This window comes from Paenibacillus sp. IHBB 3054 (assembly GCF_051594305.1).
Lineage (GTDB): Bacteria > Bacillota > Bacilli > Paenibacillales > Paenibacillaceae > Paenibacillus_AQ.
The window spans coordinates 86,600-102,884 of record NZ_JBOFBG010000004.1; the positions used below are offsets into that span (position 1 = coordinate 86,600).

Sequence of the window (16,285 nt, forward strand, 5' to 3'; positions counted from 1 at the left end):
AGGCTTATATTATCCAGTCGTCGTGCTGGAGTTATAAATTGATATATTGGAGGATTTCATATGCAAAAAGTAATGTTGAACAATGGTGTGGAGATGCCGATACTCGGCTTTGGCGTGTATCAGATCCAGGATGCTAATGAATGTGAACAAAGCGTTTATGACGCGCTTATGGCAGGTTATCGCCTGATAGATACTGCTGCCGCCTATCAGAATGAGCAAGCTGTTGGCAGAGCCATCAAACGCAGCGGCGTGCCTAGAGAAGATATCTTTATTACTACAAAACTCTGGATTCAGGATGCCGGTTACGGAAGCACTAAGAAGGCATTTGCTAAATCACTGGAAAGATTGCAGTTAGATGTTCTGGATCTTTATTTAATCCACCAGCCATTTGGTGATGTATATGGTTCTTGGCGTGCTATGGAAGAATTGTATCGTGAAGGTAAGATCAAAGCAATCGGAGTCAGCAACTTCCAAATGGACCGCCTGACTGATTTGATGGTTCATCATGAAGTAACTCCTGCTGTAAACCAGATTGAAACGCATCCCTTCTGCCAGCAAATCGAAAGCGGCAGCTTTATGAAAGACAACAATGTTCAGATCGAATCCTGGGGGCCTTTCGCTGAAGGCAGAAATAACATGTTCCAGAATGAAGTATTAGTGTCACTGGCTGAAAAGTATAATAAGTCCGTTGCTCAGGTGATTTTACGCTGGTTGACACAAAGAGGTGTGGTTGTGATTCCAAAGTCTGTCCATAAAGAAAGAATCGTCGAAAACTTCAACATCTTTGACTTTGAAATAAGTCCAGAAGATATGGAGTCCATTGCTTCGTTAGATACGAAGAAGAGCGTGTTCTTTTCTCATAACGACCCTGAAATCGTGAAAGGTCTCGCTAACGTTAAACTTGATATATAATGCTCATTGCAGCAGCGAAAAGTTAATCAACAAAAGCGAACCAGCAGCACTGTAGCTGCCGGTTCGCTTTTTATTACGCCTTAAAGGGATCGTACATAGGTGTTTGAGGAAACCGTTGCATGACCCCCTATTTGTCTTCTTATTCGGGTTTGTTCACTCCTAGGCTGCGGCGGACTTCCATCCCTGGTGTTTCAGCCAACTTTACAACCAGATCGGCAACACTTTTACAAGATACGATTCCACCTTTGAAAGGCTCGCCTTTCTGTGTCGTTTCGTAGTCAATTTCATCTTTATGGGTAAACCAGGCGGGTCTCAAGATCGTGTAATCCAAATCTGATGCTTCAACGACCCCGGCCGAATTCCGGTAGGGATCTAATATACTGCGGTATGTCTGTCCCGGTACTTCATCATAAATCCCCATAGAGCTGATAAAAAGAAGACGTTTGAGCTCTGCCCTACCCATTGCTTCCACAATGGTTTTGGCCATCCGTTCCAAATCCCCAGCCAGATTGGCATAAACCACGTCTTGTCCGGTCATCGCATCTATTAATGTTTCTATATTCAATACATCACCTTCGATGATGCGAACACGATTTGGATCGATGTTGCCCAGTCTGCGGGGGTTACGCAGATAAAGTGTCAGCTCGGCATCCGTGTTCTGTAAAAACAACTCAATCGCATGTCGTGCGATTTGGCCATTTGCGCCTAGAATGAGTACTTTCCTCAACTGCAAGGCCCCCCTTTTAATCCGAGATTTCGTTATCAGACTGCTCAGCAGATCTTCTTAGTGTTTTTTCTCTTTTTCCTATAGTTTGCTCATACCTTGAAATCTTAGAATCCAGGCGTTCCAGCGTTTTTTTCATGACTTCCATTCTTATCGCGAGCTGCTTGCGTTCCTCGATTAATAGATCTTTTCTGGCCTCGGCGGATTCATCACCCTGGTTAAACAAATCGACATATTCAATCAATACTTCAATCGAGAGACCGGCATGTCGCATACAGATGATAAACTCAACCCATTTGCAGTCTTCTTCCGTATAATCTCTGTTACCGCTTTTGTTACGATTCACATGAGGAATCAGCCCAATCCGTTCATAATAACGGAGTGTATCCTGAGAAACATCAAATTTCTCTGCAACCTGCTTAATGGCCAACGCCATACTCGCTTCACCTCCCGGTTTAGATCCAATTATTAAATTGCATGAAACTTAGTCCATTTTCCACTTATATAGCGTCGCAGGAAAATGATTGACTTGATAATCCAGTCTATAAACATTGCAATCCATGTGCCGAACATTCCCATTTCGAAATAGATGCCCAGCAGATAGGCTAAGGCAATCCGGCAGAAAAACATGGACAACATCGCAACAATCATCGGGAATTGGGCATCCCCTGAGGCACGGAAGGTGACAGGTAAGGTGTAACCCAGCGGCCAAATGAAAAGTGCAACAGCTCCATGCCACCAAACGATTTGTGTGGTGAGTGAGGTTGCCGACTCCGATAATCCATAAATATTTAATATGACCGGAAGTAAAGCAAGCACGATTGCACAGCTGAACACATGTGCCACATACACAATACCCATAACCTTTTTAGTGTAATATTTAGCCTGCTCATAATCTCCTGCGCCGACACATCTGGAGATCACTACTGTTAAACCAAGACCAATCGCCATACCCGGCAGCACTTCAAACATAACAATAGTGCCTGACACCGCGTTTGCCGCAATGGCTGCCGTACCAAAGGAGGCGACAAGACTGAGCACAATAATTCTCCCCAGATAGAACAAACCATTTTCCAGTCCATAGGGAGCGCCAATGTTTAGAATTTGTTTGATCATGGGCCAGTTGAATTTATGTTTTAAGCTTTTCTTTATATAGATGGATTGTTTTGTGTTAAAAGCCAATGTAATAATAATAACTGCTGCTGCAATCCGCGAGATCAGGGTTGGTATAGCCACACCCGCAGTCCCAAAGTGAAACCCGTAAATAAGTACTGCATTTCCCGCCGCATGTGCTATGTTCATAGCCAGCATGATCATCATGGGCAGTTTGGAATTCCCCATCGTACGGAATATCGCTGCTCCGGCATTATATAACGCAAGAAACGGAATAGACAAGGCTGTAATCATCAGGTAAGTATTTGCTTCGCTCCGCACTTCAGTTGTAATCTGTCCAAACAGACCATTTAAGATAAACGGCTTGATCAGATACACAATAACCATGATGAGGATGGAAAACGCACCGACAAACCATACCAGTTGATTCGCAGCTTCCCTTGATTCTTCCATCTGCTTCCTGCCCATATACTGTCCTACTATAACTGCGCCACCGGTAGCCAGGGCTGCGAACAAGCTAATAAGCAAAGTCATGACAAAATCCACTAAAGACACGCCGGAAACGGCTGCTTCACTTACAGAGGCTACCATGATGGAATCCGCTAATCCCACCAAAAATTCTAAAAACTGCTCTATAATAAGGGGCAAAAACAATATGGATAAATCCCGGTTCGTAAATAACCTTTTTGTTGCTAAAGCTTGCTGTGCCAATTAAAGTCCTCCAACCTATAGAAGTGGCTAACCCTGCCTCATCAAGCCAGAACACAGATGCCGGTACGCCATCCTAAGCAGTTACAAGGTAGACATGTCGATGACAAAACGATAACGCACATCACTGCGGACAACACGTTCAAAGGCTTCGTCTACTTGGTCAGCAGAAATGACCTCGATTTTTGGAGCAATATCATGCTCTGCAGAGAAATCGAGCATTTCTTGAGTTTCCTGAATTCCGCCAACGAGTGAACCCGCAATGCTGCGGCGGCTCATGATTAGTGAGAATACTTGATACTTGTCAGGCTCGGTTGGTGCACCGACATTTACAAGCGTTCCGTCGATCCGAAGCATAGACAGATAGGCATCGACATTTAGATTTGAAGATACTGTGTTCAAGATGAGGTCAAAATGATTGGCCAGCTCAGTGAATGTTGCGGGATCGCTGGTTGCATAATACTGATCTGCGCCAAGCTCCAGCGACTCACTTTTCTTATTCATAGATTGGCTGAGGACGGTTACTTCAGCACCCATGGCATGTGCATATTGGACCGCCAGATGACCAAGACCTCCCATACCCACAATAGCAACCTTTTTGCCTGGGCCGGCGTTCCACTTTTTCAAAGGAGAGTAAGTGGTGATGCCTGCACATAATAGCGGGCTTGCCACATCCAAAGCCAGGCTGTCGGGGATACGGACAACGAAGTCTTCTTTGACCACGATGTTTTGGCTGTATCCGCCATAGGTCACATTACCATCGTAATCATATGAATTGTACGAGTTCACAACACCTTTCGTACAAAACTGCTCCTCACCACGTAGGCAATACTCACATTCTCCACAGGAGTCCACAAAGCAGCCGACACCCACTCGATCGCCAATATCAAATTTAGTGACCTCAGTACCCACAGCTGTTACGACTCCGGCCATTTCATGACCGGGGACCATCGGGAAGATTCCGCCGCCCCATTCATCGAAAGCATTGTGAATATCGGAGTGGCAAATGCCGCAAAATTGAATATCAATTAAGATGTCATTGGGCCGCAATTCTCTTCGCTCAATCGTTGTTTTTTCAAAAGGTGCTTTTGCACTTGGCACACTTAGTACATGAGTTCTACACATGTTTTCTTCACTCCTTAGTATCTGATATAACCTCTATAAATAATGAATTCCAACACAATAATGTATCGCTGTTTATTATTATACAAGACGCTATGTTACTTACAATTGTTAATTGAACGCAATTTGTATATTAGTAGACATACGGATCAAAATTGTTAATTATCTTTCGTTGTTTCTATATAAGTTGAACTTTAGATTTACCGATCCGGCATAGATCGCAACTGCGGTGAATGTTTGGACTTCCGGCCGCTGTTGTCTATAGATTTCTTGATTTATACCGCTCTTAGCGGTTGAAATCCGCAGACAAAGGCGGTCGCTATCGCTCCTACAGTTCCAAAATTCCCCTCCGCTGCTTTTGCCTCTAGGTAGTTCTTGTGTTCAACTTTTATAGTTAAATGTCTGCTCCGGTATACCTAGACTGATCGACAATGCCTCCTCTATTTTTTATTAGCTATAGCTACATAGAGGAGTTTACCCTCTGGAGTTAACTCCAAGTCAACACCCATTTTTCACGAGTATAATAATCCTTGATATATTAATGTACAATTGTCTATAATTATAACTAGGTTCAAGTGTTGTGTTAGTTATTACCTTAAGAAAGTCTGGTGACCATAAGATGGCTAAAATAGATCGGAGAATACTCAAGACGCAAGAAGCTTTAAAGAAAGCCATTATCGAACTAATGTCTGAAAAGAATTTTGATGATATCACCTTACAGGATCTATCCGACAGAGCAAATATCAGCCGGGGAACATTCTATCTTCATTACATGGATAAATACGATTTGCTGGACAAACTCATAGAGACCCATATTAACGAGCTGAGGGAGCGGTGTGAAGCAGCCGCTGATCTGGATTTTGTAAGCGGTTCGTTGATCTGGACGGAATACCTCGAAGACAATTACTCCTTTTTTTCAATGATGCTGGCAAGTAAAGGAGCCCCATATTTTCGCAACCGGTTCGTAGACTTTCTGATTGAAGAGTTTCGTAATGAGGTGGATGTGACGAAAGGAAAAAACCATGGGTTAAATGCAGACCTTACCGTGACATTTGTGGCCTCGGCTTATGTAGGCGTAGTGGAATGGTGGTTTTCGAATGAAATGCCGATCTCACATCAAGCATTAGCTGAACAATTGGGAACATTGCTGGAGCGAATCTGCGAATAGTTCCTAATTGCTATATAGATTGAACTTATAATTCTTCTATTTTGGGATTGGCCGTGACTACAGAGAATGTTTGGACTTCCGGCCGCTGTTAGGTTTGGATTTCCTGAATTTAACCGCGAATCGCGGTAGAAATCCAAACCTAAAGGCGGACGCTATCACTCCTCCAGTTCCAAAATTCCCCTCCGTCACTTTTCCCTAAATGTATATTCTCAAGGTCAATCAAAGGGGGTTTTGTTAATGAAAAAGCTTGTCACAATATTGGTTGCCTCCATGGTCTACTTTTGTTCTATCAGTATCCCTGTAGATGCTCAAGGTCAAGGACCCAAAGAAATATTTGCAAAGAAATATCCAAACGAAACCATCAGAATCATCAAAACAGCAGATCTTAATAATGACAAAAAAAATGAAAGCTTCATCATCACAAAATCAGGAAATTTCTTTCTAATCAACTCCAAGGGTGTAATAGTTCTGATTGGTAAGGGGATTGGTGAGTATGAAGAGGATGACGTAAATCTTAAATTATTCGCTGTTTCGGCTAAAGAAAAACATGTCGCTATTACAGTGGACTACCTTCCTTCTAATACTCAGTTGTATGTCTATCGCCTTCAAAACGGTACTCTTACAAAAAAACTTGAAGTCATGGGCGATGTTGGTATAGAAATTGATACTAAAGGTCGTGTACATCAAAATTGGAAAAATTTCAAGGCTGACGGTGGCTGGGATTTAGCCGAAGGTGTGTTCACTTGGAATCCTAAAACAAATAAGTATATCGGTTCTGGAGAATTGGTTCTTCGATAAAAAATCGAGCGATTCATTTACTAGGTTGCCTAAGCTAAACGCGGAACAACAAAAAGAGGCAAGTCTCCACTATTCAGAGACTCGCCTTTTTTTGTTGTATTCATCACTGCCCTATTTCCTTAACGATATTGCCGGATAAAATCAATCGCTTTGGCAATATCAGCTTCCGGCTGATCGCCCACTTCGCGTTCAATGGTCAAATACCCGGTGTAGCCAATATCCTGGAGTGCTTTGAAATAGTTATCAAAATCCACATGGCCTTCCCCTAAAGCCAGTTCTCGATAGCTTGCACCAGATGCAGCATCTTCGGCAATACGGTCGTGACTCATCGGCTCATAGCCTAGTGCTCCATAGACTTCACGGGGATCTACTTCCCGCAGGCGGATGCCATCCTTCACATGCGTATGAACAATGTAATCTTTCAGATTGTGCACCCCTTGAACAGGATCGTCACCTGTTACCATGACCATGTTGGCAGGGTCAAAGTTGACAGAAACGCCATTCGTGCTCAGCGAATTGAGGAATTGCTTCAAATGTGCAGATTTTTCCGGTCCAGTCTCAATTGCAAAATAGGCATCCAAGCTCTTGGCATAGACACCAAGCTCTTCACACGCACGCTGCATCGTATCATAGACTGGATCATTCACCTGATTCGGAACAATACCAATATGCGTGGTAACAATCTGAGTTCCCAGATCAACAGCTAAATCAAGAATGCGCTTCGATTTCTCAATTTTCGCCGAATTTACCTTTGCATCTTGAAAGCCATGGCCAGCCAGATCACCACACAATGCTGAAATTCGCAGACCTAGGGATTCGATATAACTCTTCAATTCCTTTCGGTCTCGCGGGGACAGATTCTCAGGGTCCATCTCACCTTCAACTGCATAGATTTGTACACCATCTGCCCCCAGCTCTTTAGCTTTCGCCAGTCCATCCCGCAAGTTAAGACGCAGACTATCGACCATTATACCAATCGGGTTTGCCAAATTCATTATTAAGCCTCCTCTTTATTGGGTTCTGATCTCATCGCAGATTAACTTTCGTCCCAAAGCCTTCTCACATTATCAAGACCTATCCGGGTTCCCCGTTTACATTCCTCAAGCCCTTCAAATTCCAGTGAAATATATCCGTCATATCCTGACGCTTTAACCACACGAAGCACTTCACGCATATCAATATCTCCATGGCCTGCGATTGCACCTCTTAAAAAATTACCGCTTGCCGTTTGGAACCAGCCCTCCCCGGGATTCTGATACGAAGGTCTCCAATAGAAGTCTTTTACATGCACCACAGAAGCATATGCAATATTGTTCTTCACGGCAACCACAGAGTTCTCGTCCACGCACATGAAATTGCCCACATCCAGCGTTGTACGGAAATTTGTCCGATTCACCCGCTGAATCAATGCTTGTACCCGGTCGCTGGCTTGTATAAAATATCCATGATTCTCCACGCTGGTTACTATACCATACTGTGCTGCATAATCGGCAATGCGCCCGCAGGCTTCTGCCAGACGGTCCAATTGACGATGAAAGTTGCCGATTGAAGTATCGCTGCTACTGGCTACATCATGGCGCATACGAGTTACACCCAGCCTTGCGGCAACATCGACTTCATCCATTACCCGCTTGATTTCCAGCTCAAAGGCTTCTTGGGAATCACTTTCAAAATTGGCGCTGATGGCATAGTTGGACACATCTATGTTCCGCGACTTTGCCTTTTCTCGAATAGCGTCCGCCAAGTCAGGATTACCAGTCAATTCGAATCCAATGGGTACAATCTCAATATGCTCGCCGCCTTGGTCGGCAATCCAATCAATTACACCCAAAATATCCATTTCACCCGATTCCAATTCATTCACCAAGCTGTATGAACTGATTCCCAGTTTCATTGTTTCACCCTCTTTTCCTGAAATTCTATTAGAGCTGAACTTCTTGTCCTTTGCTCGCAGACTCATAGATACCGCACAATATCTTCATGATTTGCAAGCCATCTTCTACCGGACTGATCGGTGTTTCTCCAGATTGCAGGCAGGCCAGAAAGTGATTCACTTCATTACAAAATGCTTCCGGCACATTTATGGATTTGCTGTCTGTTTGCGGAGCTACATTCAGAATGGTGTCATATTTTTCAGTAATCATGGTCAATTCAGGTTCAATTTCCACTCCGCCCTTATCACCGTATAAACGAATAGCAAGCTCATCCGACTTCGCATGAAGTGTAAAGCTGACATCAACCATAAGCGATGCCCCATTCTCGAAACGGATTAATGCATTTGCCATATCTTCCACTCCATTGGTGCTTGGATCATAATCGGCTGCCTGATAAAAGGATAAGTTCTTCACATTCGCGCGGTTGCCTAATTTGTGATACGTGTTGCCGCTAACCGAAACGGGCTTTGGACGCCCCATCATATACCAGCACAAATCGATAACATGGACTCCGAGATCAATTAATGGGCCGCCCCCGGAACGTTCAACATCTGCAAACCAGCCACCCGGATTACCAAGTCTACGGATACAAGTAGCTTTAGCATAATAGATTTCACCCAGTTCATCTTTCTCAATGAAGTTCTTTACAAGCTGCGCATTGGCGTCGTAACGGCGTACAAATCCGACCTGCAACAACTTTCCAGTCTCACGTACAGCATCCTGGATGGCATTCGCTTCTTCAACGCTGCGGCATAAAGGTTTCTCCACTAACACATGCTTACCGGCACGCAGGGCTGCAATACTGATCTCTGCATGACTGTTGTTCCATGTACAAATGCTGACCGCTTCCACTTCGGGATTAGCTAATAAATCATGATAATCTGTATAAACGTTCGGAATATTGTACTGCTTCGCTTTATCTTCTGCCCGTTGCTGATTCAAGTCACATATAGCATATAGTTCTGCATGTTCATTACCCTGATAGGCTTGCAGGTGCAAGTCGGAGATGGATCCCGCTCCGATCAATCCAATTTTCTTTTTACTCATGCTGCATGAACCCTCCTATATATTGGTCATATTTTATTATACAATTAAGATAACATGACTCTTCTGGAGGTAGAATAACCATCATGACCACCTACATGGACTATACAATCAGTTCTAAGCCTATACGCATTATTGATCGCACGACAGATGAAAGTAAGCTGCAGCTAAAATCATTATCGATCGTCAATGTCGGGCACCTCCCCAACCGGTCTCTGTATCGAACCCAAGCCCAATTCCAATATTATGCTTTCGTTTACATTGCTGGCGGCAAGGGCACGTATCAGGTTAACAATAAGGAAAAGCAGCCTGTTCATAAAGGTTCTTTTTTTGTCTTTTTTCCAGATGCCACCTTTGACTATGGACCCGACCCGCAAGAGACTTGGGATGAGTTCTATTTCACAGTAGAAGGATCGCGAACTGCGGAGTGGCTCTCTACCTGGTTAACCGAGCCTTACCGTGTTCGCCAGACAGGACTCGATGATGCACAGCAGAGCAAAATTGATCGAATCTTCATGTTGATGGAAAGCGGCATTCCAAGCAATCTGGACCGGGCTTCCTTACTCCTTGAATCCCTTTTGTACGAATTTGTACAAAGCAGCCAACCTAATACCGATTCGACCGACTACATCACCAAGCTCATGGATGATATTGCGGCATCCCTGCATCAAAGTTTTGATGCTGATGCATTTTGCGATCGCTACCACATTTCGATATCCACGCTCCGGCGGATCATTCAGAAACATACCGGGTACTCACTTAATAAGTACATTCACCGTCTCAAAATTTCCGAAGCCAAAAATATACTCCTGAATACAGATCGGTCGATTAAAGATACTGCCGTTTCCCTTGGATACAATGATGTTTTTTACTTTTCGCGGCTATTCAAAAAATATGTAGGTGTTTCCCCCCAACATTTTCGCAATAATGTATAATCACATGTTGATTCCACGCTTACAAGGATATTGAATTCATTAACTGGAAAAAGTATTCAGGTTGTTGAGTCTTATTGAGGTTGTACCATGAATGCAACGTATCTGGTGTAAATACATCTAATTGCTTCAGTACCTCCATCGCAAATTCCAGAGGAGCTACCCCTGAGGCAGTAACCAAATTCTCACCAGATACAGCAGGCCCTATCTCATAGAAGTTTTCTCCTTTATAATTCGGACAGACCATTTTAAGATACTCCAAATTATTGCTTGTATGCTTTCTAGAATCTAGGTATCCATTATTCGCCAGCCCCTCAGTTGCCCCGCAAATTGCAGCAACAATAGTGCCTAGCTGTAAAGCTTGGCCAACTTTTTTCAAGACAGGCTGGTGAATATCTTCTCCCCAAGTATTCCCTCCGGGCAACACTAAAAGATCTTTACTCTGAATTGTACACTCATCAATGGAAATATCCGGTTTTATGCTCAGTCCTCCCATCGTAGTAACCATTTCTTTATTAGCACCTACCGTAACTACTTTTAAAGGTGCTAAATCTTTTTTGAAATATCTGCCTGTGTTTAGTTCAGCAATTAAATATCCGTATTCCCAGTCTGACATTGTATTAAATACATAAAGATAAGCTTTTTGGGTTTGCATTCTATAACACTCCAATCACATTTGATAAGCCTATTATAATTAAACTTCCCTGACAGCTATCGTCAGGGAAGTTTAACAAGCAATATAAAAAAGCGCGTATCAGGTTAACCTGCACGCGCTTGATTCATTAATTATTGTCTTCCAGCTCATCCGGTACATCATATTTATTGATATGTGAGGTCATAGCTACAACGGCTTCGTCGATCCCCTTTGGGGCAGACACACTACGGACTACATCATCCGTTTGGTCGTGAAAGTTCAACTGGTCCGCTTCAATAGCGTTCTGTTTAATTTCTTTTTCTTTCATGCTCCACAGCACTCCTTTCTTATTCCACTTCATGAGCAGCATTCTTCTTTACTATGCACGAGGTAAATGTCTGTTATTCATACATTTGCAGTTATCACTACACATGACTACGTTAATGCTCTGACAACCTCTCCACTGGAGCCGTTTTCCGGCAAGGAAGCCAACTGTACAATTATATCAACTACCGAAACGGGATCCTTTGCACCCTTCGGGTTCTGTTCGGTTTTCAGATTGCCTGGATCGAACATATTCACTAATATCCCATGCTTAGCCTCCTCAATGGCAGCAGTTTTCATCAGGGCTTCCAGCCCTGCTTTGGCGGCTGAATATGCACTCATTCCTGGGTACGCCATATTGGCCAATATTGAAGTAATGGATACGATGCGCCCATAATGCTGCTCTCTCATAATCGGAAGAAAAGCGTGCGTTACTAAAAATGGGCTGTATAAATTAAGACGAATATTATCATCCCACTCCGAAAATGTTAAATCATGAATAAGAGCATGTACTCCAGTACCGCCAGCGTTGTTTATTAGTATGTCTACCCGTCCTGTCTGAGCCAATACTTGATCCCGGAGGGATTGAACCTCTTCCGGACTCGTCACATCTGCGGGAATTATAACCGATTGACCGCCTGATTGCTCAATGACCCCAGCCACCTCCTGCAGCTTTTCTGTGCGGCGTCCAACTAAAACTACATTTGCGCCCTCTTCAGCCAGCTTAATCGCTGCAGCCCGCCCTAATCCTGTTCCTGCACCTGTGACAATTGCAACTTTATTAGTTAATAGATTCATGATCATTCTCCTTTTAAATACAGTATATTTACTCAAATGTATGGCTCCAGGCATCCACAGTCAGCACATCGGCCTGGCGCGGGAATACCTTTTCCGTGAGCATACGGTGAACCTCCGGATCGGCATCCAGGCAAGCATCGGAAAGCACGCTCACTGCAAAGTCCTTATCTGCCGCTTCACATAAAGTAGACAACACCACACCACTCGTTGCAATGCCGCTGAGCACCAGCGTATTGATCCCACGGGACTTAAGCAACGATTCCAGCTCGCTTCCAGCAAAGGCGCTAACGCGATACTTGTCTATAACTGGCTCACCCGGAAGGGGCTGAACCGAGTCATGAATTTCCATCATCGGGTTTAGAGCGGTAGTTCCACTGTTGCTAGCCATTTTCCCGAACACTTTGTTGCGCGGGCTAATTTCAGCGCCTTCACGAACTGCAACTTTCACATATATAACAGGTACGTGAGCCTTGCGAGCAGCCTCAATCGCTTTCTGGAATGGCAGCAAGACACCCTCTTGCTTCGCATATTGCGATACAATAATATTTTGCATATCCATGACCAGTAGTGCGGCATTATTAAACTGCTTCTCCATGGGTTGCACACTCCTATTCCATCGTTTAAAATTAAGTGGAGAATTCTCCACTTACTCTCCACTTGATACTAAACGGAGAACTCTCCTCTTGTCAAATATTAAGCTCCTCAAAGGATGGGAAGTGATGGACAGTGAATAAAATGAAGACAACCTGCCGTTCCGAACGCCGGGATGCTGCAGAGAACCGTCAGCGTATTCTGGATGCAGCTTTTAAGTTATTTGAGCAGCAAGGAGTAGAGCCGGTCAGCATGAATCAGATCGCCGCGGAAGCACAGATCGGAGCAGGAACGCTGTACCGCAGATACCGCAACAAAAGTGAGTTGTGCCTAGACTTGATCCAAGACAGTAAAGATTTGTTGTTCGAAGATATCGGGGTGTACCTGGAAGAGAACGCATCCCGGCAACCAGCTGAACGCTTGCGGGGACTGCTAGCTTTGTTCATCCGGTTCAAAGAGAAAAATGCGCAGATGCTTGCAGGTATCGAGAATTCCGCCTCCTCATCAGAGGCTCATTCTAGAACAACAAGTCCCCTATATATCGAATTACATGAGCTGCTAGTCAGACTTTTTGATGAAATGGCAGCAGAAAGCGGAAACTCCAAGCCGGACAGTGTGTTCAGAACGGATATGCTAATGACTGCCTTGAGCAGCAATTCCTATCTGTTTCAAAGAGAGGTTCGCGGCAACTCTCCTGAGCTCATTTTGGAGCAGCTGTGCCAGACGTTTATTTAAGGCATTATGGAAACTGCGAACAAGCCTCGTTCATCCACGGCTCTGCCGATTGAACAAAGGCTTGTTATTTTTCGAAAGAAGGCGACTAGCTTTTGTACTGAAAATTCAAGCCATGCAGTACTTACGTTTGTATCTACTTACATAGTTCAAGATTGTAGATACTTAGTGTCTCAAATCACTATAACAACATAGGTAAGGACGTATAGTTAAGTAGTGTGGCAACCTAAGGTTGCCGTTTATTTTCAGGGAAGGAGGTTTTGTTCTCATGAGGAAGTACATACCCAACCAGCACGGGGCTTGGGCGATGCTTATCCTTCCATTTCTGTTCGGAGTCGCTTCATCGAAAGGGCAATTTATACATATTCCTCTGTTTGTTTGCTGGCTTCTGATTTATTTGTTCAGTTTCCCATTGCTGCAATGGGTAAAGACAGGGAAATTGGAGCGTTACCTCCAGCCCATGCGGGTTTACGGGATTCTGCTTCTGCCCTTTATCCTATATCTGGTGATTGCTGAACCTAAGCTGTTAGGATTTGTTCTGCCGCTTGTTCCCCTGTTCGCTGTTAATCTCTACTATGCAAAAACCAAAAATGAACGTGCCTTACTTAATGATATTTGCGCCATTTTGGCATTTTGCCTGATCATTTATCCTGTCTTTTATGTCGGCAAAGGAGAAGGCTGGGGAGCGGTGACAGAGCTGTTCCTGCTCAGCGTGCTCTATTTTATCGGGACCGCCTTGTATGTCAAAACGGTTATTCGTGAAAGAAACAACATCCGCTTCTATTACGGATCTGTTCTGTATCATCTGCTGTTCGCTGTGGCTGGTCTGCTGCTATTCCCTTCATTGCTCGCTCCACTTGTTATCCTGCTGCTGCGGGCAGCCATTCTCCCCAAGACAGGGATCACCGCCAAGCGTACCGGAATGATTGAAATAGGTTTTTCCCTTATGTTGTATGTGTCTGTGCTTGTCCTGTACTTCTAGTGGTTGGCAGCAAAAAAAAAGGATGTTCCTCTACCGGTGATTCGATAGAGAAACATCCTTTTTGAATTGGCCTAGTGTTATTCAACAATCATGTCCTGATTGCTGGACCCCGGAGGTACGATGGGATATACATTCGTTTCCTCAGTAATATCGAACTCCATGACGACAAGTCCGTCCGTGTGGAGGGCAAGATCAATAATATGCTCGGCATCGGCAAGATTATCGGCCCGAAGCCCCTGGGCACCAAAGGATTTGGCCAAAGCTACGAAATCGGGTGAACTGATGCGTACGGAAGAATAACGGCGGCCAAGAAACAGCTGCTGCCACTGCCTTACCATACCCAGATAGCCATTTTTGAAGATAGCGACTTTGACGTTCAGGCCCAGATCGACCGCCGTCATCATTTCCTGCATATTCATCTGGATGCTTCCGTCTCCCGTGATGCACACCACTTGGCGGTCAGGATAAGCTACTGCCGCGCCAATAGCAGCTGGCAAGCCATAGCCCATTGTCCCAAGCCCCCCTGAGGTCAGGAAAGAGCGGGCCTCTGAGAACTTATAATGTGTGGCCGTCCAGATTTGGTGCTGTCCAACGTCCGTAGAGATGATGGCATCGCCATCTGTTGCATTTTGTATGCACCTTATCACCTCAACCGGGGTCAGCTTATTATCCTGCACCCGCGGTGATTTTGTTGAACGCTTGGACCAGATTCGGATTTGCTGATTCCATACAGCAGGTTCTTGCATATGTATTTTTCCCAACAGTCCGGCAAGCAGATCTGCGCATTCTCCTGTGATAGCAAGATCGACTGCAACGTTCTTATTTAATTCGGAAGTATCGATATCAACTTGGATCTTATAAGAACCCGGCGAGAACGCCTTACGGTTGCCTGTAACACGGTCACTGAAACGAACCCCGAGACATAACACAACGTCAGCACCCTGCAGCGCGCGATTGGCTGCGACTGTTCCGTGCATCCCGACCATACCCAGATGCAGGGAATGCCCGGATGGAAAGGCACCCAAGCCCATTAGCGTACTGGCTACAGGAAGGTTGAATTGCTCGGCGAACTCTTTTAATAATGCCGGAGTATTACCTGTCATACAGCCTCCACCAATAAGAATAAGCGGGCGTTCAGAACGGTTCAACTGATCAGCTGCAAGCTGGATATCCTGAGGATTAATAGAATGCTTTGGCTGATAACCCCGGATATACGGGTGGGATTCCTGATTGCCAGAGAGTTCCTCCATGTTAAATTCAGCTGCCATTACATTCTTCGGCAAATCAATGAGGACTGGGCCGGGACGTCCCGTTGTTGCGACATGGAATGCCTCGTTCACAATCTTCGGAAGATCGGCGACCTCCCTGACAATATAGTTGTGCTTGGTGATGGGCATCGTCATGCCATAAATGTCTACTTCCTGAAAGCTGTCCAGACCTATGAGATCGGTGGAAACCTGGCCCGTCAGGACGATTAACGGAATCGAGTCCATAAAGGCTGTAGCAATACCGGTAACCGCATTTGTTGCACCCGGTCCGCTGGTTACAAGCGCCACTCCCGGGCGTCCCGTTGCTCTTGCATATCCATCAGCGGCATGTACCGCTGCCTGCTCATGCCTAACGAGAACATGCTGTATGCTGTCGCAATCATACAAAGCATCATACAAAGGCAATACCGCACCGCCGGGGTATCCGAATAGGGTGTCAATTTTCTTCTCTATCAACATCTGAATTAGCAGCTGTGCTCCGTTCATTGGCACAATTCATCT

Annotated in this window: 18 protein-coding genes; 6 read left to right on the plus strand and 12 right to left on the minus strand. The window is 44.7% G+C overall.

Annotation, left to right across the window (positions count from 1 at the left end):
- Nucleotides 1-60 precede the first annotated feature (60 nt).
- Entirely contained in the window at nt 61-912 is an 852-nt protein-coding gene (locus tag ACQ76X_RS07145) for an aldo/keto reductase (RefSeq protein ID WP_438492578.1), read from the plus strand.
- Between the two features lie 139 nt (nt 913-1,051).
- Here ACQ76X_RS07145 and ACQ76X_RS07150 read toward each other — a convergent pair whose 3' ends face one another.
- From ACQ76X_RS07150 to ACQ76X_RS07165, 4 genes are all read right to left on the minus strand, one after another.
- A complete protein-coding gene (locus ACQ76X_RS07150; protein ID WP_438492580.1) occupies nt 1,052-1,639 on the minus strand; it encodes an NAD(P)H-binding protein in 588 nt (195 codons plus the stop codon).
- Nucleotides 1,640-1,655: 16 nt separating this feature from the next.
- Nucleotides 1,656-2,072, minus strand: coding sequence for a MerR family transcriptional regulator (locus tag ACQ76X_RS07155; RefSeq protein WP_438492582.1), 417 nt, complete (start codon nt 2,070-2,072; stop codon nt 1,656-1,658).
- A gap of 32 nt (nt 2,073-2,104) precedes the next feature.
- Nucleotides 2,105-3,460 (minus strand): MATE family efflux transporter, encoded by a 1,356-nt coding sequence (locus ACQ76X_RS07160; RefSeq protein ID WP_438492584.1) that lies wholly within the window; start codon nt 3,458-3,460, stop codon nt 2,105-2,107.
- Between the two features lie 81 nt (nt 3,461-3,541).
- The gene (locus ACQ76X_RS07165) at nt 3,542-4,582 is read right to left on the minus strand and encodes an NAD(P)-dependent alcohol dehydrogenase (RefSeq protein WP_438492586.1); all 1,041 of its coding nucleotides are present in this window, start codon (nt 4,580-4,582) and stop codon (nt 3,542-3,544) included.
- Between the two features lie 616 nt (nt 4,583-5,198).
- Here ACQ76X_RS07165 and ACQ76X_RS07170 point away from each other — a divergent pair.
- Nucleotides 5,199-5,747 (plus strand): TetR/AcrR family transcriptional regulator, encoded by a 549-nt coding sequence (locus ACQ76X_RS07170; protein WP_438492588.1) that lies wholly within the window; start codon nt 5,199-5,201, stop codon nt 5,745-5,747.
- A gap of 237 nt (nt 5,748-5,984) precedes the next feature.
- Complete coding sequence (locus ACQ76X_RS07175) at nt 5,985-6,545, plus strand: hypothetical protein (protein ID WP_438492590.1); 561 nt, start codon at nt 5,985-5,987, stop codon at nt 6,543-6,545.
- Nucleotides 6,546-6,664: 119 nt separating this feature from the next.
- Here ACQ76X_RS07175 and ACQ76X_RS07180 read toward each other — a convergent pair whose 3' ends face one another.
- From ACQ76X_RS07180 to ACQ76X_RS07190, 3 genes are read right to left on the minus strand one after another with little or no spacing between them, the layout of a single operon-like run.
- Nucleotides 6,665-7,540 (minus strand): sugar phosphate isomerase/epimerase family protein, encoded by an 876-nt coding sequence (locus ACQ76X_RS07180; RefSeq protein WP_438492591.1) that lies wholly within the window; start codon nt 7,538-7,540, stop codon nt 6,665-6,667.
- Nucleotides 7,541-7,581: 41 nt separating this feature from the next.
- Complete coding sequence (locus tag ACQ76X_RS07185; RefSeq protein WP_438492593.1) at nt 7,582-8,439, minus strand: sugar phosphate isomerase/epimerase family protein; 858 nt, start codon at nt 8,437-8,439, stop codon at nt 7,582-7,584.
- A gap of 28 nt (nt 8,440-8,467) precedes the next feature.
- Nucleotides 8,468-9,526 carry a Gfo/Idh/MocA family protein gene (locus ACQ76X_RS07190; RefSeq protein WP_438492595.1) on the minus strand — a complete coding sequence of 353 codons (1,059 nt, stop codon included), beginning with the start codon at nt 9,524-9,526 and terminating at the stop codon, nt 8,468-8,470.
- A gap of 83 nt (nt 9,527-9,609) precedes the next feature.
- On the opposite strand from ACQ76X_RS07190, the gene ACQ76X_RS07195 reads away from it, so the two are divergent.
- Nucleotides 9,610-10,458: an AraC family transcriptional regulator gene (locus ACQ76X_RS07195; protein ID WP_438492597.1), complete on the plus strand. Its 849-nt coding sequence runs from the start codon at nt 9,610-9,612 to the stop codon at nt 10,456-10,458.
- Between the two features lie 19 nt (nt 10,459-10,477).
- Here ACQ76X_RS07195 and ACQ76X_RS07200 read toward each other — a convergent pair whose 3' ends face one another.
- The 4 genes from ACQ76X_RS07200 to ACQ76X_RS07215 all read right to left on the minus strand — a co-directional run bounded on the left by ACQ76X_RS07200 (nt 10,478) and on the right by ACQ76X_RS07215 (nt 12,806).
- On the minus strand, nt 10,478-11,110 hold the full coding sequence (locus ACQ76X_RS07200) for a type 1 glutamine amidotransferase family protein (RefSeq protein WP_438492599.1): 633 nt from the start codon (nt 11,108-11,110) through the stop codon (nt 10,478-10,480).
- Nucleotides 11,111-11,237: 127 nt separating this feature from the next.
- Complete coding sequence (locus tag ACQ76X_RS07205; protein WP_038591888.1) at nt 11,238-11,417, minus strand: hypothetical protein; 180 nt, start codon at nt 11,415-11,417, stop codon at nt 11,238-11,240.
- A 107-nt stretch (nt 11,418-11,524) separates the two neighbouring features.
- Nucleotides 11,525-12,247 carry an SDR family NAD(P)-dependent oxidoreductase gene (locus ACQ76X_RS07210; protein ID WP_438492601.1) on the minus strand — a complete coding sequence of 241 codons (723 nt, stop codon included), beginning with the start codon at nt 12,245-12,247 and terminating at the stop codon, nt 11,525-11,527.
- Nucleotides 12,240-12,806, minus strand: coding sequence for a cysteine hydrolase family protein (locus ACQ76X_RS07215; RefSeq protein ID WP_438492603.1), 567 nt, complete (start codon nt 12,804-12,806; stop codon nt 12,240-12,242). The genes ACQ76X_RS07210 and ACQ76X_RS07215 overlap by 8 nt, the downstream gene beginning before the upstream one ends.
- A gap of 140 nt (nt 12,807-12,946) precedes the next feature.
- Between ACQ76X_RS07215 and ACQ76X_RS07220 the strand changes: the two genes are divergently transcribed.
- Both ACQ76X_RS07220 and ACQ76X_RS07225 read left to right on the plus strand, forming a co-directional pair.
- Nucleotides 12,947-13,537 carry a TetR/AcrR family transcriptional regulator gene (locus ACQ76X_RS07220; RefSeq protein WP_438492861.1) on the plus strand — a complete coding sequence of 197 codons (591 nt, stop codon included), beginning with the start codon at nt 12,947-12,949 and terminating at the stop codon, nt 13,535-13,537.
- 265 nt (nt 13,538-13,802) lie between these two features.
- A complete protein-coding gene (locus ACQ76X_RS07225) occupies nt 13,803-14,516 on the plus strand; it encodes a YwiC-like family protein (RefSeq protein WP_438492604.1) in 714 nt (237 codons plus the stop codon).
- A gap of 77 nt (nt 14,517-14,593) precedes the next feature.
- Here ACQ76X_RS07225 and ilvB read toward each other — a convergent pair whose 3' ends face one another.
- Nucleotides 14,594-16,270 (minus strand): biosynthetic-type acetolactate synthase large subunit, encoded by a 1,677-nt coding sequence (gene ilvB / locus ACQ76X_RS07230; protein WP_438492605.1) that lies wholly within the window; start codon nt 16,268-16,270, stop codon nt 14,594-14,596.
- Between the last annotated feature and the right edge of the window lie 15 nt (nt 16,271-16,285).